Source organism: Variovorax sp. P2_H12 (assembly GCF_056403395.1).
Genome location: NZ_JBFUFO010000031.1, coordinates 15194 through 38283, shown reverse-complemented (window position 1 = coordinate 38283; position 23090 = coordinate 15194). Strand labels below are relative to the sequence as shown.

Below are 23090 nucleotides of genomic sequence, written 5' to 3'. Positions count from 1 at the left end.
TCACCGGCCTCGCTCTCCGACCTTCGCGGCTGTCGCGGCTGTCGCGTGGACGGCAGCCGCCGCGTACGGCCACCCGGTGCTTTCACGCACCCCGGGGCGCTGTGCCCGCGCCGACCTCGTGCCCGGCACCGCGCCAGGGCGGATGCGCCCACCCATGCCGGGCGTCGCAGCGGCAAGGTGCATTTCAAAGGCCATACCAGTCTTTTTTCCTCGGCGAATCATACACAAAAATAGTCCGAAATGGCCTTTTTATAATTCATGGAGAGCATTGCACGCGTGCTTGTTCCCATCCACCACCGCCGCTACGAGATTCTGCGCAGGCATCTGCGCAAGCTCCGGCGCCAGAGCGGCCTCACCCAGGCCGAGCTCGGCGCCCGCCTGAAGGTCGACCAGTCTTCCGTCTCCAAGATCGAGCGCGGCGAGCGCTACATGGACGTCCTCTTTTATCTGGACTGGTGCCGCGCCTGCATGCACACGCCCGAGGCGTCGCTCGCCGAATTGATCCAGGCGGGCGCCTAGACAGCGTTTCGGGTCGAGGGCACGGCATCGCACGGCGCAGGCCCGGTCGCCTGCGCGTCCCATCCCGTCCCCTCCCGTCCCTTCCCATCCTTTCCCATTCCTTCCCATCCCTTCCCATTCCTTCCCGCTTCTTCACCTTCGCCTTTCCGGTTGCCCTGCCGGCAGCGCGACGTGTCCGGCCGCAACGCTTCAGCGCGCGCATCACGAAGCCGCCGCAACGTGGTCTGCGCCCTCCGGCGCGCCGACCTGGCGCGCTGAACGCACCCACCCATTCTGGTAGTTGGACGGACCCGTCCGCCGACCCACCATGGAAGCCCTCAGGACCCCGGCGAGGTTTTCCATGCGCACCCTGCTGATCGACAACCACGATTCCTTCACCTACAACCTGCACCAGTACCTGGCGGCCGCCAACGGCCGCGAGCCCATCGTCCTGCGCAACGACGCGCTGCCATGGGCCGAGGTCCAGGCCATGGAGTTCGACAACATCGTGATCTCGCCCGGGCCAGGGCGGCCGCAGCGGGCCAGCGATCTGGGGATCTCCGGCGACGCCCTGCGCTTCTCGGATGTCCCCATCCTGGGGGTGTGCCTGGGCCATCAGGCCATGGCCCACTTCTCGGGGGCGACCGTGGACCTGGCCATCCGCCCGATGCACGGGCGCGTGGACCAGGTCTCGCATGTGGACTGCGAGCTCTTCCGCGGCATTCCCTCACCGTTCGAAGCGGTGCGCTATCACTCGCTCGCGGCCAGCCACCTTCCGCCCGACATGGAGGCGCTGGCGTGGACGCCGGACGGCACGCTCATGGCCCTGCGACACCTTCATCGACCCTGGTGGGGCGTGCAATTCCATCCCGAGTCGATCTGCACGGAGTTCGGCGCCCGGCTCCTGGCCAACTTCCGGGATCTCACGCAGGCATGGCATGTGCGGCACGCATCCCATGCGGGCTTTCCGGGCCGCGGTCCGGCTCAGGCCGCGCGCGAGAGCCCCATAGGCCGTCCCTTCAGCGTCCACATCCATCGCCTGCAGAACTTTCCCGCGCCCGAAGCGGTGTTCTCGGCCTGCTTCGCGGACGCCCATGCCGCCTTCTGGCTGGACAGCAGCGCCCCCGACGGCCAGCGAGGACGCTTCTCGTACATGGGGGACGCCCGCGGCCCTGCTGCGCAGGTCGTGACCTATCGCTCGGCCGAGCGGGAGCTCCGCGTCCAGGGACCCGCCCCGGACCACCTGCTCGCCGCCGGGGCGAACAACGCCTCGGGCAGCATCTTCGACTTCCTTCAGGAGCGCCTCGCCCAGTGCGCGGTCGCCGCGGGCGAGTGGCCCTTCGAATTCATCGGCGGCTACGTCGGCTACCTCGGCTACGAGCTGCGCGGCGAACTGCAAGGCCAGCCCACGCCCGACGCGTCCACCCCCGACGCGCTCTGGATCTTCGCGGACCGTCTGGTGGCCTTTGACCATTTGAACGAGGACGCATGGATCCTGTGTCTCGACCAGGGCGCCTTGTCCAAGGCGAACATGGAATGGATGCGTGGGCTCGCCGAGCGGCTGGAGACGCTCGCTCTCGGCGCGCCCATCCTGCGCGAAGCGGGTGCCGAGGCACTCGAGCCCATGGCATGGCGCATACCGCTGCAGCAATACCGTGCGCTCATCGAGCGCTGCCAGGATGAGATCCTCCAGGGCGAGACGTACGAGGCCTGTCTCACGAACCAGCTTGTCGGCGCCGGCGGGATCGACGCCTGGAACGTCTATCGCGTGCTGCGCCGGAACAACCCGGCCCCCTACGCCGCCTACCTCAAGTCGGGACCCCTTGCCGTCCTCTGCGCCTCGCCGGAGCTCTTCCTGGAACTCGCGGCCGACGGCACCCTCGAATCCAAGCCGATCAAGGGCACCATCGGCCGCGGCGCGACACCCGAGCAGGACGCACGCAACAGCCGCTTTCTGCTCGAGGACGAGAAGACCCGGGCAGAGAACCTCATGATCGTCGATCTGCTGCGCAACGACCTGGCGCGCGTGTGCGAGGTCGGCAGCGTCAACGTCCCGCTGCTCTTTCACGTCGAGTCCTTCGAGACCGTGCACCAGCTCGTGAGCACCATCCGCGGAAAACTGCGCCGCGACAAGTCGATCATCGATGCACTGCGCGCAACCTTCCCGGGCGGGTCCATGACAGGTGCGCCGAAGATTCGAACCATGCGGATCCTCGACGCCCTCGAAGGCGCCCCGCGAGGCGTCTACGCCGGAAGCCTTGGCTTCCTGTCCCTGGACGGCCGGGCGAAGCTCAACATCGTCATCCGCACCATCGTGAGCGACGGAGAGAAGGTCTCCATCGGATCGGGTGGAGCGATCGTGGCGATGTCGGATCCCGACGCCGAGGTGGACGAGATCGTGCTCAAGGCCAAGGCGCAGTACGAAACGCTTCGCGCCTGCGGCGCGGCGTCCATGGACGGGCCGCCCGCATCGAAGGCGCAGGACGACGCGGACAGCGGCGCGTGATGGCCTCCGCCGAGGAGAACCGGCATGGCATCGGTCTCATGCTGCTCGCCATGGCCTGCTATGTGCTGAACGACGCCTTCATCAAGCTGGCGGCGGCCCGCTACGGCACCGGACAGATCCTGCTGCTGCGCGGAGCGCTCGCGTCGATGATGCTTCTGGCGGTCGTGGCGCGTGCCCGGCTGCATCACGCCTGGCGCCAGACGCTTCGGCCCATCGTCGCGCTTCGCGCGTTGCTCGAGATCACGACGGCGGCAACCTCCGTCGCCGCGCTGTCGCGCATGCCGCTCTCCACGGTGACCTCGATCATGATGATCGCTCCCCTGATCGTTGCCGCCGTGAGCATGGCGACGGGACTGGAGCCCAGGAGGTTGGATCGTGTCCTGGCGGCGACCGCCGGCTTTGTCGGCGTCCTGATGGTCGTGCGACCTTCTTCCGCGGTCGACCTCCCAGGGCTCGCGTTGGCCCTCGCCTGCGCCGCCTCTCTGGCGGGCCGCGAACTCGTCAATCGCGCCATTCCGCTCGATGTTCCCTCGCTGCTGGTCGCCAGCGTCACCACCCTGGCGGTGACCCTTGCGGGCGCAGCCATGGCCACCCTGGAGGTCCGCGCTCCCACGGACCCGCGCACGCTCACCTGGATGGTCGGGGCTGCGGTCTTCACGGCTGTCGGGAACAGTGCCGTCGTGGCCGCCACCCGGCGCGCTGACCTGTCCGTCGTCGCGCCCTTCCGCTTCAGCAACATCGTCTGGGCCCTCGTGCTGGGATTCGCGGTCTGGAACGAAGTGCCGGACCGGCGGGCCCTCATCGGCATTGCGCTGGTCGCCGGTTCCGGCGCCTGCGTCCTGCGCTCCACGCGGCGAGCGCCAGGGGTCGGTCGGTGATCCCATGCCATCGCCGGGGGTCCGCGCGAACCATCCCTCCTGCGCACAACCTGCGTACACCTGCGATGAATCAGCCCGTCGGCTCATCCGCGGCAAGGAGCCGCGAGACGGGACTGGATGTCCAGACCACGGTCTCGCCACCATCCACGGCCGTGCGCCCGAAGAGCACCCACGCGTCACAGATCGATCCGATGGGAACGACGACCTCCAAGGCCTCCGGATGTGCCTCGGCGAACGAAGCGAAGCCGATGCCTGCCACATGGCGTCGCGCCAGCAGGCCCAGACTCACGGCCATGACCGTCGGCTCGGTCACCACCCGAGACCAGGGCGAGAGGTCCGCGTAATGGCGGGTCGCCGCCTGGACTGCGACACAATCCGGGACCCCGACCGGATCCTTCTGACGCATGAGGGCCATGGGACGACTTTGGGAAATGAAAGCGTCCACCACGAAGAGTCGCCGACGATAGAGGCCTGTCACCTCAGCCAGATCAGGATGCGCCGCGCACTGAAGCATGAAATCCGCTTCACCGGCGACGACCTGCCGGGCGCCCACATGAAAGTCGTCCACCAGCACGATGCGGGCGCGGTCGCCAAGGCCATGGGCATCCAGATAGCGGCGCAGGACGAAATCGTGGTTGCTGCCGCTCGGACCCAGGGTGACAAAGGATGGCATGGTTCTGTCTCGGAAATGGTTGATGAGATGGTGGATGGTGGAGGTGGACGGCGGATGGATGAATGGATGAATGGATGAATGGATGAATGGATGAATGACAAGATCAGGCTGGCGCCGGCCGATGGTGCGCCTAGTCTCGCATCGTGAAGACGACGCAGAGGTAGGCGACCGGCGCCTCCTCGATGCTGTCCACGCCGTGGAGCGCCATGGCGTCGAAGAGCAGGGAGTCCCCCTTCGTCAGCGTGACCACCCGGTCGCCGTATCGGTATCGAACACGTCCACCGATCCAGTGGAGGAACTTGATCCCCGGATGCTGAAAGCTGGTGTACGGCGTGGCTGCGGGGAGAAGCCGCACGAGGTAGGGTTCCACGAAGAGATTCCCGGACAGCACATGGCCCAGCAGTTCGTAGCGATACCCGGCCACGGCGCCCACCCGGTCGACCACGATGCCTCGGCCTGCCGGGACGAAGGAATAGTCCGCTCGTTGCGCCTGGTCGGAAAACATCCGGGCCAGCGGCACATGGAGTCCCTCTGCGATCCGCTCGAGCGTGTCCACTGTGGCTCGCACCAGGCCGCGCTCGATCCGCGAAAGCATGGAGCGCGAGATGCCGCTGCGGCGGGCCAGCTCTCCCCCCGAGACGCCCGCTGCGATGCGAAGCGCGCGCACCTGCTCTCCGAGCCGTCGCGCGGTTTCACTGCGCGGCGTCGCCACGGTGCTGCGGGGACGGCTGAGCGCTTCCGGGAGACGGATCTTCCGGGCCGTCGGAAAGGGAGATGCGACGAGATGCTTTTTCACAGGCTCACGCAGCGCGCGGCCCCGCAAGCATTCCTGGCGGAATGCGTCGACGAGGACCCGCGCGAAGATCGATGCAGAAGGTCCTGGTCAGGCGGAGCGAACGGCCTGCGGCAGGGTCGCTTCCGAGGCGATGATCTCGTCCTCGAGGCGGCAGGTCTCCGCGATGATCAGCTCGTAGAGCTGATGCAGGAAGGTGGGATTCAACGCGTGGCTGGCGGCGAATTCGGCGGCGCGGCGCTGAACGATCCCGATGCGATGCGGTGCCATCATGGGCACCGCGTGCACCTTCTTGTGGTGCCCGATGCGGGCGCAGCACGCCAGTCGCTCGAACAGCACCTCCAGCAGCCTCGCATCGATCGCATCGAGTTGCGCGCGCAAGGCGGCGAGCCTGGCTTCCTGCTCCACAGCAGCCGCAGACGACGCACCATCAGGGTCCGGCTTCGGCTCGCTCATTCCAGCCTCACACCTTGCGTGACGATGATATTGCTGAGCAGTGCGGTGTCCGCCTTGATGCGCGCGGCAAGGACATCCGCGGGCGAACCGACCGCCTCGTAACCGTCCAGGTGCAGTCGCTGGCGCACCTCGGGCGTGCGCGTGATCTCCCCGATCAGCTTCGACAGCCGGTCGATGATGGGTTGGGGCATGGTGGCGGGCCCGGCGGCGGCCGTCCAGATCTCCAGCTGGAAGTTCTCGACACCGGCCTCGCCCAGGGTCGGGTAGTCGGGGACCAGGGGGCTGCGCGCCAGCGAGGTCACGCCGATGGCGCGCAACCTGCCAGCCTTCACCTGCTCCGCCGCCAGGCCCGGGGGCAGCAGGGATATCTGGAGCTGGCCACCGATGAGTCCGCCGATCACCTGCGGGTTGCCCAGATAGGGCACGTGCACCGGAGCGATGCCGGTGCGGGACTTCAGGAGTTCCATGCCCAGGTGCCCGACCGTGCCGATGCCCGGCGAGCCATAGCTCCAGCGATTGCCTGCGGCCTTCGCTGCGGCGAGAAAGATCCGTCCGTCGGTGCCCGGCGCGTCCATCGGGGCCGCCAGGACCAGCGGCGCCACGCAGATGAGGCTGATGGGCGCCAGGTCCTTCAAGGGGTCATAGGGCGTCGCGGGGTTGAGAATCTTGGCAACGGTCATGTTGCCGTTGATCAGCATCCCGATCGTGTGCTGATCGGTGGACTTGGCCACGATGTCCGCCGCGATGTTTCCGCTCGCGCCGGGTCGGTTGTCGACGATGACCGGCTGACCGAGCGCTTTCGACAAAGGGTCCGCGATGGCCCGGGCAACGAGGTCGGGAGACGATCCCCCGCCGAACCCGACGACGATGCGTATCGGCTTCGTCGGCCACTTGGGCGTCTCGCTGGCAGCGCCTTGAGCGAAGGCGCCCTGGGCGCCGAGGCCGATCGCCAGGGCGGCCGCGCAGAGGACTGCCTTGAACGGCCGTGGCGCGGCGGGTGCATCCGGAGCAACATCTCGCCCGCGCCCTCCCTCCAGCCACAGGCCTGGAATGAAGAGACGGGAGAGCCACCGCGACGAGAGCGTCGCGGCCCGCGTGCTGCGGCTCTTGCGCATGCTGCGATCCGGCGGATCCAGGAAGACGGGCGTGTGTTTCGGCATTGATCACCTCTAAGAAAGAAGCGCCAAGTTTTCCCCGATGGTCTCCAAGTCTCAACGCTTGCTCATTGCGTCACGACGCGCCATCCGTCGCGGCGCGCCGCGACGGCCGTCGCAGGCCCCGTTTCATTCGGGAAACGCGGTGCAAGGGCAACCGGACAGCGCAGGCCGTGTTGCACGGCAGGCTCGTGGCGCAACGGCAGAGGTCCGAGAAGACGGGGCATTCCGCAGCGCCCGTGTCGATGATGTCGATGATGTCGATGAGATCGATGAGGTCCGGCTGGTTCGACCCGACGCGCGCTCCGGCGGCGCCGGCGCATCGCCGAACGCGGCCGCAACCCGCAACCCGCAACCCGCGTATCCCACGCAACCCGCGTATCCCGCCCATCCCGCGTATCCCGCGCATCCCGCGCATCCCGCAGTTGCATCTCACCTGATCGGGTAGTGGCACCCGCCTCGGGACCGGGCTGCAATAGCGCCCATGCAGTCGCCCGAACAACGCACCGAATACCTCGCAGGAACACCGGCACAACTGGCGCCGCTCATCGTGGCGAGCGTCGCGCGCTACCGCCACCAGGTCTTCGTGGAGCGACTGGGCTGGTCGCTGGCGACCTTCGAAGGCCTGGAGTTCGACCAGTTCGATCGTTCGGACACGGTCTACATCGCGGCCCGGAATCCGGATGGCGCACTGGTGGGGGTGGCTCGACTGCTTCCGACGCACCGGCCTTACCTGCTGGCAGAGGTCTTCCCTCAGCTCATGGGGTCGCAGCCGCTTCCCCGCAGCGCCGAGATCTGGGAGCTCTCCCGATTCGCCGCGATGGACCTGTTGTCGCAGCACGCATCCTCGCACCAGGCCTTCACTTCGCCGGTCGCGGTCGGGCTCCTTCAGGCGGCGCTCGACCTCGCCGCTGGCTGTGGCGCGCGTCGTCTCATCACCGTGTCGCCGCGCGGTGTGGAGCGACTTCTTCGCCGCGCCGGCTTCGCAGCCCGGGCTGCAGCGCCGGTTCAAGTGATCGATGGCCACGCGCTCGTCCCTTGCTGGATCGAGGCCCGGCAGAGCCGCGAATGCGCGCGGTGCGCCGCAAGCCGCAAGGGTCGCGCCGCGTTGCCCCCACCCGAGGCGGCGCACACGTCGTCAGCGTGTTGAACCCATCGCGCGCGACGACCGCAGCGGCCGGGTCATCAGGAGAGCGACGGCGCCAGCCTTGGTCGCCGCGCCGAGTTTGGGAAGCGCGCGCTTGAGGTGGTAGTTCACGGTATTGACGGACAACCGAAGAATCTCGGCGATCTCCGGCGAGGTTTTCCCATCGGCCGTCCAGCGAAGGATCTCCTCTTCCCGCCGGGTCAACTCGGCCGCGGGCCACTCCGAAGGCAGGAGCGCTGCGGACAGCGCCAGATGCGCGACGTGAACCAGCATTCGAAGCGACGGCTCGCGTGTGCGCAGCTCCGCGGCCGTGACCGTTTCATGGGAGCGGGAGACAGACAACATGCCGCCCGTACCGGTGGCATCGAAGCAGGACTGGGACCACCCCACCGCGAGTCCGAAGGCGCGTGCCTCATCCCACAACTGCGGCGCGCTGCGAAAGAGTCCATCGGTCCACATCACCGGCTCGACCCGTCGCGCCCCGTGCGCGACCACTGGGTCGATGTTCAGATAGGACGCGCTGGCGTAGCGCTGTTGCCAGCGCAGATCGTAGTTGTTCAACAGGACGAAGCGAGGTTGCGAAAGTGGCAGACCGCGCCGCAGACCGTATGCGCAACCCTCGAAGCCCAGTTCGCGCGCAGCGGCGGCGATTTTCGAGAAGATGACCTCTGCAGGCAGTCCGGGCGTCAGCCCGTCACGAAATTCCGCGATCCGATCGTTCATGGCATCTCCTCCTTCCATTGCGCAGGGTCCATCAGGCTCGCCTTCGGCTGCGTTCGCCACCTCCGGCGTCTCTGGGAGCGTGATGACGCTGCGCCTCGCGCATGGGGTCGAGGTCCCCTGGCAGCCGCCAGCGGAAAGGGCGTGGTCGACCAATCGAAGCACGGCGTCCGGGGAACGCACCGGCCGGCGCCTGTGCAGCACGTACGTGCGAAAGCTGAATTCCTCGTGCAGCGGCACGGCCATGAGGTCGCTGCGATGGCAGGCCTGCAGATGCCCGGCGTCTGCCACGCCGGCGCCAAAGCCCGCAGCCACCCGCGCCAGGGACCCGGCCAGGGTCTTGGCCGTGTCGAGCCGCACGCGTGCATGATGAGCCCGCTGCAGTTCATCCATCTGCCGGCGCAATCCCGGCATCGCATTGGCGTCGCACGTCACGGTGGGTAGGCCCGGCGTTCGACGAGGCACAGTTCGCGGCGCCGCGCAAGGACATGCCTCGCAGGGAGAATCGCGCGCACGCGGTACGTCCAGGCCGCACGCTGTTCGATGGCCCCGTGGAGCGGGGCTGCGAAGCAGAAGCCCGCGTCCGCTTCCTCCCGGCGCAGAGCGGGCACCAGATCGGTGCGAAGTTCCAGCAGTTCCGGCGGGGCGTGCGGGCAGACGGACTGCCGGGTCCGCAGACAGTGCGGCCTTTGCGGTTGCGCAATGCCATCTGCGATCGCGATACGCGACGACCGGTGGCGCTGCGCCCTGGAGCGAACCGCCCGTTTGACGCGTTCCAGGCGCAAGATGAGTAGCCGTGCATGACCGAGCACATCGCTGCCCGCCGGCGTGAGATGGAGCCGCCGGAGCGTGCGCATGAGCCGGCCCACGCCCGATTGATCTTCGAGATCCCGCACGGCTCGCGCCAGCGGCGTCTGGTCGATGTGGACCCGCTCGGCGGCACGGTTGAAGTTCTGCTCTTCCGAAACCGCAATGAGATGGCGAAGGTGAGGCAATTCGATCATGGGTCAGATTGGAGGCCCATGGCGCGACGCAACGACATGGAGCCTGTGAGAACGTCATGGCGCGTGACCGCTGCGCCTGGAGCGCTCGCGTGGACGCAACCCGCTCCGGCGTGCGCAGCCGTCACGCTGCGAGGTGCGCCGGCAAGGGGCCGGCGACCCGCCTGCGTCGACTCAACGAACGATGTTCACTTCCCGCATGGCGAAGGGCCGCCAGAAGTTCGACCAGGCGCGTTGCATGCGCCGCAATTGATCGACGAAATCCTGCTGCTCGCGCGATGACCGGATCAACCGCCGGGCGATCTGGTTGGCCCCCCGGTCATGCTCGGCTTCCTGCACGACATGCGTCGAAAAGAAGATGAGCTCGGACGCCGAGAATCCCAGATCGCCCAGGCGACGCAACATGAGCGGATAGGACAGGACGGCGGACCGCTCAAGAAAGCAGTAGGTCGCCATCGTGATGCCGTTGTCCGCGTGGCGATAGCCGGCTTCGATGGCATCGAGGTAGTGAAGAACCTCCGGCTCGACGTCGGCACGCGCGATCGGCAGACGGTCGCCGCGCAGGCCGACCGCCTCGCAGAATCGAGCGAAGAGGCGGCTGTGCACCGCCTCGACCTTTCCCGACCCGTATTCTTCGTAGAGCGCTTGCGTGACTTCAGACAGCGAGTGGTAGTCCGTCATCGCCAGGCGCTTCACCATCAACGGCAGCAGCTTCGCCTGCGAGATCGAAAAGTAGTGGTAGCTCCTCGCCCAGCGCCCAAGTCCCGGGTCCTGTCGGCCGCTCAGGCCGGCGAAGAATCGTTCTTCGGGCTCAGGAACAGCCAGTTCGTCGAGAGTCGCGAGATAGTCCATAGGTCGAGGTGCTCCAATGTGGTGAATCAAGGGCTGAACAAGATGCTGCGGATGACGGCCGTCCGCGCGCGCCCCCAACGATATCGGCGGCCGTGAAGTGGCAGCAAGTCACATTTGCTTGCATGCGTCGCAGAAAAACTGCTCGACGCCCCGTCAAGGGTTGCACGCCATGCAAAAATGATTCCGTCCACATCCAAGACGGTCGAAGGTTCATCAGGTTGCGGCCATGGCAATTCGCATCAGGCTTCCCCCACTGAATGCCGTTCGTGCGTTCGAGGCGACCGCCAGGCATCTGAACTATCGAACGGCGGCCGATGAGCTTTGCGTGACCGCCGGCGCTGTCGGACAGCACGTCCGATCGCTGGAAGCCCATCTCGGCGTCAAGCTGTTCATCCGGCTTTCCGGCACCTTGGCGCTCACCGTCGTGGGGCGTACCTACGCCGAATCGATCCGTTCTGCCTTGCTTCAGCTCTCGCGAGCGACCGAAGAGGTCACGAGCAACCGGACCGTCACCATCTGGGCGCCGCCCAGTCTGGCCACCCGCTGGCTGGGCCCGCGATTGAACGTCCTGCGCGCCGCGCACGAGAATGCCGAATTGCGTGTCTGCGCCGACATCGCAGAGGCGGATGTTTCGCGGGCGGACATCGATTTGGTGATCGAGCATCGACCGGACAGCCCCTGCGCGTGTGGCCTGAAGCTGTTCGACGAGGAGCTGTTTCCCGTCTGCAGTCCTGCGCTCTTCGAATGCCTCGGGCGGCCCAGCGATCCGAAGATCCTGTTGTCGCAGACGCTGCTGCACACGTCGCTGCACGATTTCTGGGAGGCGTGGATGGCGAGGGCGGGTGTCACCCCGGGGCGATCGCCCCGGGGTCCCTTCTTCAACCAGGCCACCGTGGCGCTGGAAGCCGCCGCGGCAGGACAGGGCTTCGCGCTGGCGGTGGACCAGCTCGTTGAAAGGGATCTGAAGGACGGTCGGCTCATGCAGCCGTTCGCCCATCGCCTGAACACCGCGTGGGCCTACTACGTGGCGGCCCCGCAAGGCGCCCTGAACATGGGCGATCTCGAGACGCTCAGGCGGATGCTGCTGGCACCCATTCCCGACACGCCATCCCTCATCGGATCAGGGGCACCCTGCTGAGCGTGCCGCGTGCGCCACTTCCGCGCCGCCTGCCTTCCAAGCCCACGGGGGGCGGTCGCGGTCCGGCGAGATCCAAAGGGAGAAGTCGCCCGAACTGCCAGGACACGGACATCCCCCCGTACCACCGCAGACATCTCCCGTCCAAGACGCTGGTCGATCACGGGCCGCCACGGCACGGGGCTGAACCCTGCGCCATCGTCGAGCACGGCGAATCGCCCGCCTGCGAGCTGGACCGAACGGCCGTAGCGCCCGCCGATGCGCTGTCCGTCGCAGGCCGGTCGGTAGAGAGCGCCGACTGCGCCTGAAGCCGGCGCCCTGCGGCCGCCAGGTCATGCTGCACGAGGGTCGAGAAAAGCCCGGGCATTGGCAGGAAGCGCGGGCCCTCGACCCGGGCGAATCCGGCGCGGCGAGGAAGTCCCGGCGACGCTGCATCGCGGCGGGCACTTCGTGGCCGAACCCCTGAGGCCGTGCCGGCTCCCGACGCCAGAGGATTTCCTGATCCCGCCAGGTGGCGCCCGGCGCCCGGACCTGGGGCTCCGGGGGCCAACAGGACGTCACCAAGACCTGGCAGGGTGCCCGGGTTCGTTCATCGTGCCTGCCTGCTTGCGCAAGATCATCCGAGGGGATGCGCCGGACGCCGACTTCGAGTCGCTCGACCACGCCGGCTCGGCGAGGGCCTCCAGCCTGCGGACATGCATGTCGACCGCGCCTTCCGGGTCGGCGTCGGTGCACGCTCGAAGGCTGGCGACGTGGTATTCCCTTCGACAGACGTCCTGTTTCGCCATTTCGACGATCGTGGCGTTGACGGCGCGCGAGGCGCCGCGCGCCCTCGGCTCCACGATGCATCCAGCGGCACGCGGCCAGGTCGGCACCTGCTGGCAGATCCCGCAAGTGTGCCCTGCCGTCGAGGCCGTCCACCACGAGACAGCCTCGATCGTTCAACGCGTCGCCAAGCCCCTTGCCGACGACGCGCCCCACCAGGCCGGCACTCGCTTGCGCGACCGGCACGCATTCCCGCGCGGATCCGCGAAGCGCGCGATGCATGGCACGCAGGACGTCCGCGCGTTCGCCCATGGCGCTAACGCCTGTTCGATGTGCGTCGCCGTGCACCAGCGGTGCGCGTCCACCCGCTGCACCAGTCCCAAGACGTCCAGCCACTGCGCCCCGCTTCGATCGACCCAGGCGCAGCCTGGCGTAGGCGCGCGCATGGCGCGTCCTGAGACCGAGGCGGCCAGCTTCAACGCTCGCCCACGAACCGCTTTGGACAATGAAGCGACGCCTGCACAGCAAAGAAGGGAAGCCGCGCCAGCCGCAGAGGCTGGCGGCTGAAGGGGCGGGCCAAGCCACGATGCGCCCCGAGAGGCGCGCTTCGCGCGCATACCCGCTGATGGGCTTGTCGGCGAAGCCGAAGTCCCGTTCGATCGGCGGGCGCAAGCGCCCCCGCAACGCCGCGAGTTCCTGAAGGCGCACGAAGCCCAGGTCGCACAGGCGGAAGGCCCGGTCCGGGTCCTCAGGATCGGTCTCGGTCAGCAGCCACGTCGCTCCGCGTGGGGCGTGAACCACTTGACCACGGGAACGGGTCGGAATCGCCTTCCTCGATGGATCGCCGACCGTTGGTCCGGCAACTGCGCCTTGTTCGTGGGTGATCGGCTTCGTCCTGGTCGATCTCCCTGAAAGGTATCCGGGCGGAATTGCCCGGGACCGGAAGCGGCACGGCGCAGCGCGCCGTCAGGGTTCTCATCGCCGTGGCTCCCTGACCCTGTACAGGCGCCGGATCAAATGCTCGACGCAACGCGTGAATGCGCGCGGCGTCTTCGGACCCCTTTGACACCCGAGGAAAGCGAGGCGATGAGTGGGGACACAACGCACCACGCCGAGACCGTCGACGCACGCCGTGACTGAAAGGAAAAAGCGCCCCGCCGAGGCGGGGCGCCAAGGGCGATGCTCAATCGCCCTCGCTGCGCAACCAGATCAGACTGTACGTACCGTCATCCGCCTCGACCAGGCGGGCATGGATGGTCGCGGGGAACGATGGATCGTCCAGCGTCACCGACAGATAGGGTCGGTCCGCCTTGGTCATCTTCTTCCACGCCGCGCCGATTTCCAGACCGTTGCCGGCGATCACGCGATAGTCCGGGGCGTTTTCGTTCGCCTTTTCGGCGCCGGTGATCCTGACCTTCACGTTCAGAGCCAGGGTGCGAACGGTGCCGGTGTAACCGTTGCCCGACGCGATGAAGTTGCCAATGGTGCCCATGATGAAGTCCTTTCGAGGTTGATCCAGGTTCGCGCCCATCGCGGCCTTGGCGTGATCCGAACGGCGCGGGTCCGGGCTCGCCGCACCGCCTGGCGCAGCACAGAAGGCCGCAGCGCAGCGGAGGACCGGAAGGCCCGGGAAATTTGCCTCGCGAGGAATCTGCGCAGCAGAGGGGAAATTTGTCGGACCGCACGGTTGCGGCGCAAGGCCCGAGGCAAAGCGAAACGAAGGAGAGCGGCGCCGTGCCCGCGCCAGGATTCACGGCGAGAACAAGGCCGTGGGCGCAGGCCTGTACTCGCAAAGGAGGCATGAGGCCCGCAACCACCGCGCCAGCGACAACCATCCGGCACGAGTCCGGCTCGCAGCTGAGTGCCGGTCGCGCCGCTCTCGCGAATGCGCAAGAACGCTCCGCCGCGCCGCGGCGGCTTGCGGGACTGATGAGTTCGACGTGGGAGTCGATTGGCGTCGCGTACCAGGTCCTGTCGGCGCGTGTCTGCGTCGTTCACGGCGGCCTGCCCGCCAGCGTCGGACACGGCAGGGCATGGCACAACCTCGCGCAGCGAGGCCTGTCGTGGATTGCGGCTCCGCGCCGCCCTCGGCGGTGCGCGCTTGCAGGCGCGTCTGCGGCGCAGCCGCTGAATTCGTCGACGCGCCTCTCGCCGCACACGCCCCGTCCCGCAGGCCGGGGCTCCAGGCTCATGCGACGGCTGGCTCGACCACGCAATCTTCGGTCTCGGCATCGCCGGCTGAGTCGGCGCGGTCCATGGCTTCTGGCTTCGACGCGATGGCCTGCGCCCGGGCATCAGCCTCCTGTCGCCCAAGCATCGCAGGCAACCCTCCGGTTCCCGCCGCCAGCCGTTCGGTCGCAGTCACGATGTCGGCCTTCCTGGCCGTGCCCAGTCGGTGCACCTCGGCCGGTGTGCAAACGCCTGGACCGCTTCGGCCTCCGGGCTTTCGAGACATGCTCGAGGTAGCCTCCAGCGGTCGGCGTCCACCAGTCGCGCTCGAGGTTCGCCGCCCGCGCGAGCGGGTCGGCGGGGCCGGTGGTCTTCACGGCAAGCCGACGCGTTGGCCGTGGAGGCCACGCATACTGCCGGCAGTTCCGCGAACCGCGCCTCCGGGTCCTTCGGGCAGGCGGTCGGCCCACGCCTGCCGCACTCGGCGCATGCCCACGGCGGCTGGCGCCTCGTCCATGTCCGGGGCATGCAAGCCGAGCCCAACCTGCGGGATGGCACTGACCTCGATCGGCGAACCGTTCGACCCATGGCTGTCCGTGATCACGCGCAGCGTCACAGCGACGCGGGCACCGAATGGCAGCCATCCGTCCAGGCCCCTGCTCCTGCTCCTGCTCCTGATGGAGCGTCAGGGCGAGTGACCGACCGGCACGGTCACGACCAAGGTCAGCGCGGCAAGCACTAAGACGATCTCCACCGCAACTTTTTTTGCCTGAAGCGTCCAGGAGCAAAGCCGAAGCAGCCATTTCGGCGAGGCGTACGTCGATCGGGATCGACGTCCGGGGCCGGGTTGGTCGGCACAGTCCGACCCGAAGATCGGCTGGAAGCGCGTCATGCGAAGCATCGAGGTCACCGGCATGGATCCAGCGGCCGTCGCCACGGTGAACTCACCCGAGCCGACCTCGCCGCCCTTCCTGGGCGCGGCGAGTGCGATGGTCCAGTGCCCCGGCCTCCTGACGCAGCGACAGCAATCGTAGGTCTTCAGCACGCTCACGAGGCGGGCATGACCATGGGTTTGCGGCGAGGGGGATCCATCCAACTATTCCTTGCCCGCGTCATCTGCCAGGGCGAGCTCGCCCACCGTCGGTAGCTCGCGGCTCAGGATGTACTCGAACGCTTCGCCGGCCAGACGCGCGGCGGTGAAGATCGCGGTGCGATCGTTGCGCAGCACCTGCAGCCAGGCGTCGAGGTAGGCCGCATGCCCTTCGATCGTCGCGTCGACCAGCCCGATGTGACCAAGCACGAAGGCGCTGCCGAGCTCTGCGACGAGTTCCTCGAAGGCATAGGTGGCGTCCCCGAACCGCGCACCGAAGGTGCGCGCCAACCGGTCCGGGTGGCCGGTCCAGTGCACCAGCTCGTGCAGCGCGGTGGCGCAATAGGCCTCGGGACTGGTGAACCGGTCGACGGCGGGCATGAGGATCCGGTCTGCGTGCGGCGCATAGGCCGCGCGATCGAAGCCGTGCCGGATGTCGGCCTGGCAACCGCCGATGAAGCGCATCGCACCCTCGATCGGCGAGCGATCGGCCCAGTCCTTCGACGCATTCACGTCATCCACCCGTTCCGGCGGAAGGCCGTCGACCTGCGCGACGTTGAAAACCCAGAACGGCTTGCAAAGCAGGAAGTCCCGCTCGCCTGCGCCCGTTGCGCCGCCCTCCTCCTCTTCGCGTCCTGAGATGTGCTGCGAGCCGTCAGGAAGGCCCGATGATGCCGGGCCCACCTTGCGCTCGAAATGCGCGCAGAGCACCGCCCGCTCGCCCTTGCGCACCTGGGCGCCCAGGCTGGCGGCCTGCTTGTAGGTCAGCCACACGTTGGAGGCGTAGCCCTGCTCGATCGCAGCGTCCCACAGCAGCAGCACATTGGCGCCGTGGTACGGTGCACCGGTCTTGCCGTTGCGCGGGATCCCGCGCGACGCGGCCCGCGTCCAGCGCTCGCGGAACGCGTTGCCACCCTTCTCGAGCATCGCGATGATCCGATCGGTGACGGCCTGGCGGACGTCGATCCGGCCGCTGCGCGGCGCGCCCTCCCTGGCCTTCAAGAAGTCTGCTTTGGGTGAGTCCTCGGGGGGTACGGGGGGAACGCCCGTGGCTGACGGGTTGTCCGTGTTGCGCTGACGAGGGGTTTGATGTGCACGCATGACCGGTCCTTTCTGCGGCATGTGCCGCGGGGTTGAACATCTGCTTTCGGAGCCGCCTCGACGCATGAACAGCGAGCAGCAAGGGCCGATGTCCGGGGACCGCCCGGAAGCCGCAGCCGAGCGAAGTGAGGACCGGGTGAGGACGGTGGCGCAGCCCGACGCCCTGGACAGCGGCCCGTGCGAGCTATGCGTCGATCAAGAGGGGGCTCCGACAGCCGATGCCCCGCGGCATGCCGTGGACCCGTGCGGGCACACCCCCTGGCAGCGCTGCGGCCGCAGGCCGCTCGATCCCTCCTCTGCGACGCAGGGGCATGACCTGGAAGATCAACGGGAAGGCGTGCCGCGCCCGCATCTTGCGCAGCGGGCTGCGCGCGACGCGCGCCACGCGAGACAAGCCAGGAGAAATGCCGCCGGCCAGGCCGGCGGCAGGCGCTCAGGCCTGGATGCGCCCAGCCATGCGCGCCTCGCTCGCGTAGGCGCTGAGCCGCTGCGTGGCCTGGAAGTGCAGGTCCTGCTCGGAGCACGGTGTGGCACCCTGAAGGGAACAGCAAGCACCCCTCCCTGCGCCATCGCATGGGAGCGGCATCCCGCCGCCGCCGCGGCGGCACTTCACGCAGCGTGGTGGGATCCGTGACCGCCTGGCCGCCCTGGCCGAAGCCATCGCACGCAGTGCGCTGATCGCCGCAAGAAATGCAAAGGGCCCGAAGCCCCATGCGTCAGCGGAGTCCGCCTTGCGCGAACGAGAGCGACCGCCCGCCTGCCACGATGATGTGGTCCAGGACCCGCACGTCCATCATCGCAAGAGCCGTCCCCAAGGTCTTCGTCAGAAGTTCGTCCGCACGCGACGGCTCGACACTTCCGCTCTGTTGATTGTGCGCAACGATGAGCGCGGCTGCCTCATGCTGCAGGCAGCGCCGCATGACCTCGGGCGGATAGACACTGGTCTGCGTCAAGGTGCCCGGAACAGTTCCTCGAACGCGATGAGCGCGTTCTGCGCATCGAGGTACATCGGGGCGAGATCAAGGACGGCGCCTGGAGCTTCGACCGGGGCACCGCGTCCAGGGACGGCCGGTCCAGCGCCTGGGGCAAGTTCTTACATGTCAGCGAAGAGGGGTGGCACCGCGACATGCTCTCGATAGTGGCGAACGAGAACGGCGAGAGCGGGTCGACCGTCACGCACACCATCGTGCGTGCCAAGAACGCGTAAGTGCGAATGGCCGACAGGATTTGGCCCGGGAGCGGCCGCTTCCGGGCTGCATCTCCGTCCGCTGTAGGCCCGGTTTGGGGCCCTAAGCCGAATTTCCACTTTCTCCAAAGCGGAATTTGCGCGGCCCCTGTTCAGCTCTTTGGCATCAATTTCTTGACGATTTGGTCCCCCTGGACCGCGCCTGTGGCCAGAAGGGCCAGAGCCTTCCAAAAACCCAGGTGCTGCGACGGACGTTTGCAATATCCTCGCTCCGAAATGGCAGCTCGCCCGCGCCGTTGAAATCTGTTTCGCGTCCAGTAATGAACCGGCCGCCTTGCACGACAAGTCGTGAAAGGGTGCGACCATCCTTCAATCGGACATCGATGACGTGGTAGTCCATCCCCGTCTCCGGCCCGATGTTCGGAACTAAATCCTCGGGTATCTGAATTGTCGCCATGGCCTGAATGGTGGCGTGGTCAGTGGTTGACGTGGGTGCGGCGGCTCCTGGCCGGCCGCATCTTGTCACTCCAAGAGCCGCGAGGACAGGCGGCAGGCCGGGCTAGTCATTGCTGCCGATGAAACCTCATCAAGACTGAGGAGGCGGCGTTCAAGGTCGGCGCTTGGGCGGTCGAGCCCGGCAGCCACATGACCGGTTGTGGCCGCACCGGGACCTACGTGTGTCGCTGCCAATTCAAGGGCTCATCACCAACGCCGTCGTCACAAGGGATTTCAGCGCCCTGGCGTCCGTGACGCCGGGGTCCGAAAACTCCTGCGCCTCGGGCAAGGTATTCCAGCCACCCGTTCTCACGAGCGAGTGAAGGCGCTTCCTAGTCCGATTCGAACTTCTTGGCAAGAGAAATTCCAAGGTGGCGTACTGGTTAGACGCGCGACGATACTGGCCGTCCGCTGAAGGAGAGTGCGATGGCCAACAAGAAAGTTCAGCTCAACGACGAACAGTGGAGTGCACTCCAAGCTCTCCAGGAGGCCAATGCTCGACGGTATCCGACCGACTCAATCAAAGTCTCGAATCGCCTAAGGTCGAACGGATTTGTGGAAATGGACTGCCTAGGTGGCAAGCGCCTGACAGACCAAGGGCTGCAGCGGCTGCAGCAAGGACGTTGAGCTTTTTTTCGTCACCGACCGTGGACACCAAGTCGGTGCGACTGCCGAGTTCCGATCCCACCCCGGCCCTCGGGGGGGCGGTCTTACCGTCGAGACCCTCGTCAAGCATGAGGCCATTCGAGAGACTCAGGCGAGGCTCCAAACGCCTACCCGGCGCCTGTGGCGCGAATCGCATCTCCAACGATATTCCCTGTCTCCATCGACCGCGTTGATGCCAACTGGGCCTTGGCTCGTGACGACGGCCTTGACGTGCTGCAGGAACGGCGAAAAGAGCGCGTTCTAGCGCAGCGCCTGCCTGGCGCGATCTGCTACCGCGCGCAGGAAGCGAGTGGGGCCGCCATGGCCTGCGGCGAGCGGCACCTCTTCGTCAGGGTGGCGGCTTCGCATCAATTCTTCTTGACCCCTTTGCGTGATGGCGAGGACCTGCGCCGCCCGTTCGGGGCCGGAGAGCGTGAACGGACTTCCGGGCCCTGGCACAAACGCGATCACCAGGCCGGCTGCGCGAAGGATCCGCAACTTGTCGATGTCGTCAGAGTAACTGAACGACATGGGTAGATGGGACGAGGCGATGACAGCGAGCAGTTTCATCGGCATGAATTTCTCCAGTTGACGCCAGGCTGCGTGCAGGCGACGTTCACAACGGGTAGTGGACGGTGGTGCAAGTCTTCCTGTTCCGTGTGACACGTAAGAGAAAAGCATGTGCAGGGCGAGTGCGCTCCGGATCACTCGCTGAATCGTCCGCTCCAAGCATGCGCAGGTAGCCCGCGCTGTCACGCCAGTGTCATCGCCCGTGCATAACCTGCGCGGCGTGCTGCTGCTGCGCACGGTCGCCTCGCTGCGATCCGATCCACCTAGCTCCAACCTTTCCCATGAAACTCCGTCTTGCCGCCACCCTCGCGCTGCTCGGCCTGGCCAGTCCGGCCTTCGCCCTCAACATCCTGCTGTCCAACGACGACGGCCTGACCAGCAACCTCAAGGCCCTCTACGAGGCGCTCAAGGCGGAGGGGCACGACGTCATCGTGTCGGTCCCGTGCACCGGACAGAGCGGACGCGGCGCGGCGATCGTGATGTACAGCACCAGCACGATCATTGCCGACAACGACAAGACCCAGGTCGATGCCGAAGGCGGCTGCCACAACGGCGCCGCCGCCACGGGCGCACCGGCCGTGGGTCCGTTCACCAAGGCCGGCTACACCGGCGGCGACTACAACTATGTGCACGGCACGCCCGTGATGGCCACGATGTACGGCCTCGACGTGCTGGCCAAGGCGCGCTGGGGCAAGACCCCGGACCTGGTGCTGTCGGGTCCCAACGAAGGGCAGAACGTCGGACGCGTCGTGATCAACTCGGGCACCGTGGGCAACGCCCAGTTCGCCGCCGGGCGCGGCCTGCCGGCCATCGCCCTGAGCGCCGGCGCGGACACCACCGACAACGCCGGCCTGGCCAACGCCTATTCGACCGTGGTGGCACAGCTGTCGGTCAAGCTGGTGAAAGAACTGCAGGCCAAGGCGGGCAGCGGCGCCCTGCTGCCCGAGGGGCTGGCGCTCAACGTCAATTTTCCCAACGCGCCGACCGTGGCCCTGCCCTGGGCCTTCTCGCGCATCGGCAGCTACGAGCTTTACGGGCTCAAGTTCAACAACTCGCCGCCCTACGGCATCGGTGGCTCCTTGGGCACAGCCGCGACCGCCGTGCAGGTGGAGGATGAAGCGCTGGTGTCGAAGAACAAGGTCTCGGTCACGGCAATGCAGGTGGGCTACGACCACCGCCCCGCGGGCCAGCAATGGCTGCGCCTGCGTCTGCGCGATCTTCTGGCCAAGTGAGATGCGCACCATGAATCTCACATTCGGAAGCGCCGCCATTTGCAGTGCCGCGCTGCTCTTGGCGGCCTGTGGAGGTGGCGGCAGCAGCAGCGGGTTCCTGCCGGGGGCAGGCACGCCGGCGTCGGCCACGCCCCCATCCACCGGGACGGCCGCCGCGCCGAAGGTCAGCGTCGACGACCTAGCCACCGGCAACTACGTCGTCAGCTCAGATGACGCTAGCGCACCGAACGTCGGCAAGTACTACGCCGCGGCGGACGGCAGCCGGTTGCTGGTGTTCGGCGACAGCGACGACCGTGCCAAGCAGACCTATCGGCGCGATCCGGGCGGTGCCTGGGTCGGCATCCCGGCCTCGGACAAAGACGTGACGGTGACCCTGCTGCAAAGCAACGCCGTCGTGGCCGCCGGCGTCGTCGACATCGCCACGCTCGCGGGGCGCTACCGCACGCAGACGCCGGCTGGTGTGGTAGCCGACTTCAGCGTGACGGCCGACGGCGCCATCGTGGCCGGCAGTTCGGCATGCAAGCTCTCCGGCAAATTGTCGGCGGGTGTGCTCCCGAACACGCTGAAGCTGAATCTCGCGGCCAGCACCGATGCCTGTGGCGGGCTGCCCGCGACGGCCTCGGGCGTGCTCGCCTTCGACACCGACTATGCACCCGCGAAGTTCCGGCTGCTGGCTGACAACGGCTCCCAGCTGGTCGATCTCTGGGCATTCGCCGACTAAGCCCACATCGCGGGCAGCTGTCGGCAGCGTCTAGTGTCGTTGACCGCTTACGACCCGATTGCGCTCTCCCATGCGATCGCCGGGCGGGGTGGAGGCGCAAACGACCGGCGCATAGCAGTAGGCGATCGTGCACTCGAGCGCCTCGGAACAGGCCTTTGAGATGTCGGCCTGCGGACCAATGGCTGCTTTGGAGCGGGCTGGAAGTCGGCTTAGGGCCCGGAGCTGCGGGCCGGCGACAGGCTACAGTCGGCCATGACCAGACAGTCACTCGCCCGCCTGCTAGGACCGGTCTCGCTCGTTTGCTTGCCGTTGGCTACTGGGCGGAAGCCCTTCGCGAGCCAAGAGGCCTACGCCGAAATCAAGGGTTTACCCGTAAACCCTATCAAATGCGTGGTCAGCCGCGAGGTGAACTCGCTGCTCCTTTGGAGATCTCATCTGCCAGCGTGCGCAGCAGCGGCACATAGCGCGTGGCAATCTCGCGATCTGTTACGGCATTGTTTTGCAGCACCAAGTTGATCGCGCCGATTGCGTGCTCGCCGATTCGTATCGGGAAGCCCACGGCCGTCACGCTGGCCTCGGTGAGCCATTCCCCCTTGTTCATCGCGTATCCACGTCGTCGAGTCTCCCGCAGGACCCGCTTCACATAGGCGCTGTCGCGCGCCATTTCTCCGATGGCGTCGGTGCGTTCCTGCAGCAACGATAGCGTGGCCTCGCGCTCTTCGTCTGCGCACCAGGTCAGCCACGCTCTGCCGAGCGAAGAGACGAGCATAGGAATGCGAATGCCAATCGTCGCGCGGTGTTGCGAGAGCATGCTCACCCGGTGGGTGGATTCCCGCACGATCATGAAACCACCGTCTGGCGTGGCCAAGTCGCTCGGCCATGAAAGGGCGCGTAGATGCGCGCGCATCGCTGGCGCTGCCACCCGGTCAATCCAATCGGCGCCCACGTACCCCTCGGACAAGCGCCTAACTTCAAAGCCCAAGGCATAAGACAACCCGTCGTCCTTGTGGTGCACCAAACCTTCTGTTTTTAGTGTCTCGAGCAGACGCTTGACGGTGGTGCGGTGCAGCCCGGTGACGCGAGCCAGTTCCACGACCCCACCAATGCCGCCGGGCATCGCGTTCAAGGCCCGCAGCACGGCCAGCCCGCGGCTCAGGCCGCGCACCTCCCGGTAGAGAGTCGAGTCCCCAAAACTTGCGGATACGGGCATTCGTCGCTTCCATTCGGTGCACTGTGTGCACGGACTATACGACTTGAAGCCCCCCTCAGACACTGCCAACCAGTCGCAAGGAACGCGACGACA

General features: G+C 67.0%; 21 protein-coding genes and 3 pseudogenes. 8 read left to right on the top strand and 16 right to left on the bottom strand.

The genetic code is table 11. The annotated features are described in order from the left end of the window. The first annotated feature begins 276 nt into the window (after positions 1–276). The 3 genes from AC1DYK_RS23505 to AC1DYK_RS23495 all read left to right on the top strand — a co-directional run bounded on the left by AC1DYK_RS23505 (position 277) and on the right by AC1DYK_RS23495 (position 3882). On the top strand, positions 277–519 hold the full coding sequence (locus AC1DYK_RS23505; protein WP_478168494.1) for a helix-turn-helix domain-containing protein: 243 nt from the start codon (positions 277–279) through the stop codon (positions 517–519). A 340-nt stretch (positions 520–859) separates the two neighbouring features. Further along, the gene (pabB, locus tag AC1DYK_RS23500) at positions 860–3004 is read left to right on the top strand and encodes an aminodeoxychorismate synthase component I (RefSeq protein ID WP_478168493.1); all 2145 of its coding nucleotides are present in this window, start codon (positions 860–862) and stop codon (positions 3002–3004) included. After that, entirely contained in the window at positions 3004–3882 is an 879-nt protein-coding gene (locus tag AC1DYK_RS23495) for a DMT family transporter (RefSeq protein ID WP_478168492.1), read from the top strand. The genes pabB and AC1DYK_RS23495 overlap by 1 nt, the downstream gene beginning before the upstream one ends. 70 nt (positions 3883–3952) lie before the next feature. On the opposite strand, the gene AC1DYK_RS23490 is transcribed toward AC1DYK_RS23495, so the two are convergent. The 4 genes from AC1DYK_RS23490 to AC1DYK_RS23475 form a co-directional block, all read right to left on the bottom strand. Beyond that, positions 3953–4555 carry a hypothetical protein gene (locus AC1DYK_RS23490; protein ID WP_478168491.1) on the bottom strand — a complete coding sequence of 201 codons (603 nt, stop codon included), beginning with the start codon at positions 4553–4555 and terminating at the stop codon, positions 3953–3955. A gap of 130 nt (positions 4556–4685) precedes the next feature. After that, positions 4686–5267, bottom strand: coding sequence for a helix-turn-helix domain-containing protein (locus AC1DYK_RS23485; protein ID WP_478168517.1), 582 nt, complete (start codon positions 5265–5267; stop codon positions 4686–4688). Positions 5268–5438: 171 nt separating this feature from the next. Further along, positions 5439–5804 carry a chorismate mutase family protein gene (locus tag AC1DYK_RS23480; protein ID WP_478168490.1) on the bottom strand — a complete coding sequence of 122 codons (366 nt, stop codon included), beginning with the start codon at positions 5802–5804 and terminating at the stop codon, positions 5439–5441. Continuing rightward, positions 5801–6964, bottom strand: coding sequence for a Bug family tripartite tricarboxylate transporter substrate binding protein (locus tag AC1DYK_RS23475; protein ID WP_478168489.1), 1164 nt, complete (start codon positions 6962–6964; stop codon positions 5801–5803). The genes AC1DYK_RS23480 and AC1DYK_RS23475 overlap by 4 nt, the downstream gene beginning before the upstream one ends. A 478-nt stretch (positions 6965–7442) precedes the next feature. Here AC1DYK_RS23475 and AC1DYK_RS23470 point away from each other — a divergent pair, with 478 nt between their 5' ends. Continuing rightward, the gene (locus AC1DYK_RS23470; RefSeq protein WP_478168488.1) at positions 7443–8108 is read left to right on the top strand and encodes an acyl-homoserine-lactone synthase; all 666 of its coding nucleotides are present in this window, start codon (positions 7443–7445) and stop codon (positions 8106–8108) included. On the opposite strand, the gene AC1DYK_RS23465 is transcribed toward AC1DYK_RS23470, so the two are convergent. The 3 genes from AC1DYK_RS23465 to AC1DYK_RS23455 form a co-directional block, all read right to left on the bottom strand. Beyond that, positions 8097–9218 (bottom strand): autoinducer binding domain-containing protein, encoded by a 1122-nt coding sequence (locus tag AC1DYK_RS23465; protein WP_478168487.1) that lies wholly within the window; start codon positions 9216–9218, stop codon positions 8097–8099. The genes AC1DYK_RS23470 and AC1DYK_RS23465 overlap by 12 nt on opposite strands. Before the next feature lie 38 nt (positions 9219–9256). Beyond that, entirely contained in the window at positions 9257–9829 is a 573-nt protein-coding gene (locus tag AC1DYK_RS23460; protein ID WP_478168486.1) for a LysR family transcriptional regulator, read from the bottom strand. Positions 9830–10000: 171 nt separating this feature from the next. Continuing rightward, positions 10001–10678 carry an iron-containing redox enzyme family protein gene (locus tag AC1DYK_RS23455; protein ID WP_478168485.1) on the bottom strand — a complete coding sequence of 226 codons (678 nt, stop codon included), beginning with the start codon at positions 10676–10678 and terminating at the stop codon, positions 10001–10003. A 226-nt stretch (positions 10679–10904) separates the two neighbouring features. Between AC1DYK_RS23455 and AC1DYK_RS23450 the strand changes: the two genes are divergently transcribed. Then, complete coding sequence (locus AC1DYK_RS23450) at positions 10905–11816, top strand: LysR substrate-binding domain-containing protein (protein ID WP_478168484.1); 912 nt, start codon at positions 10905–10907, stop codon at positions 11814–11816. On the opposite strand, the pseudogene AC1DYK_RS23445 reads toward AC1DYK_RS23450, so the two are convergent. The 7 genes and pseudogenes from AC1DYK_RS23445 to AC1DYK_RS23415 form a co-directional block, all read right to left on the bottom strand. Further along, positions 11699–12100, bottom strand: a pseudogene (locus AC1DYK_RS23445) (DUF3363 domain-containing protein); the annotation flags it as partial. The gene AC1DYK_RS23450 and the pseudogene AC1DYK_RS23445 sit on opposite strands and share 118 nt — an antisense overlap. 178 nt (positions 12101–12278) lie before the next feature. After that, positions 12279–13379: pseudogene (locus AC1DYK_RS23440) on the bottom strand (DUF3363 domain-containing protein); the annotation flags it as partial. A gap of 382 nt (positions 13380–13761) precedes the next feature. Next, on the bottom strand, positions 13762–14070 hold the full coding sequence (locus AC1DYK_RS23435) for a DUF736 domain-containing protein (RefSeq protein WP_478168483.1): 309 nt from the start codon (positions 14068–14070) through the stop codon (positions 13762–13764). 696 nt (positions 14071–14766) lie between these two features. Further along, positions 14767–14943 (bottom strand): hypothetical protein, encoded by a 177-nt coding sequence (locus AC1DYK_RS23430; protein WP_478168482.1) that lies wholly within the window; start codon positions 14941–14943, stop codon positions 14767–14769. 489 nt (positions 14944–15432) lie between these two features. After that, a complete protein-coding gene (locus AC1DYK_RS23425) occupies positions 15433–15798 on the bottom strand; it encodes a hypothetical protein (protein ID WP_478168481.1) in 366 nt (121 codons plus the stop codon). Between the two features lie 45 nt (positions 15799–15843). Next, positions 15844–16959 carry an ArdC family protein gene (locus AC1DYK_RS23420; RefSeq protein ID WP_478168480.1) on the bottom strand — a complete coding sequence of 372 codons (1116 nt, stop codon included), beginning with the start codon at positions 16957–16959 and terminating at the stop codon, positions 15844–15846. A 695-nt stretch (positions 16960–17654) separates the two neighbouring features. Next, a pseudogene (locus AC1DYK_RS23415) lies at positions 17655–17953 on the bottom strand (JAB domain-containing protein); the annotation flags it as partial. Between the two features lie 1092 nt (positions 17954–19045). Between AC1DYK_RS23415 and AC1DYK_RS23410 the strand changes: the two are divergent. Next, on the top strand, positions 19046–19246 hold the full coding sequence (locus tag AC1DYK_RS23410; protein WP_478168479.1) for a hypothetical protein: 201 nt from the start codon (positions 19046–19048) through the stop codon (positions 19244–19246). 279 nt (positions 19247–19525) lie between these two features. On the opposite strand, the gene AC1DYK_RS23405 is transcribed toward AC1DYK_RS23410, so the two are convergent. Further along, positions 19526–19840, bottom strand: a complete 315-nt coding sequence (locus tag AC1DYK_RS23405; protein ID WP_478168478.1) for a hypothetical protein — start codon at positions 19838–19840, stop codon at positions 19526–19528. Positions 19841–20115: 275 nt separating this feature from the next. On the opposite strand from AC1DYK_RS23405, the gene surE reads away from it, so the two are divergent. Beyond that, positions 20116–21066 (top strand): 5'/3'-nucleotidase SurE, encoded by a 951-nt coding sequence (gene surE, locus AC1DYK_RS23400; RefSeq protein ID WP_478168477.1) that lies wholly within the window; start codon positions 20116–20118, stop codon positions 21064–21066. Positions 21067–21076: 10 nt separating this feature from the next. Next, positions 21077–21787, top strand: a complete 711-nt coding sequence (locus AC1DYK_RS23395) for a hypothetical protein (RefSeq protein WP_478168476.1) — start codon at positions 21077–21079, stop codon at positions 21785–21787. 394 nt (positions 21788–22181) lie between these two features. Here the strand turns inward: AC1DYK_RS23395 and AC1DYK_RS23390 are convergent, their stop codons facing one another. Continuing rightward, entirely contained in the window at positions 22182–22997 is an 816-nt protein-coding gene (locus AC1DYK_RS23390; protein ID WP_478168475.1) for a DNA-binding transcriptional regulator, read from the bottom strand. Between the last annotated feature and the right edge of the window lie 93 nt (positions 22998–23090).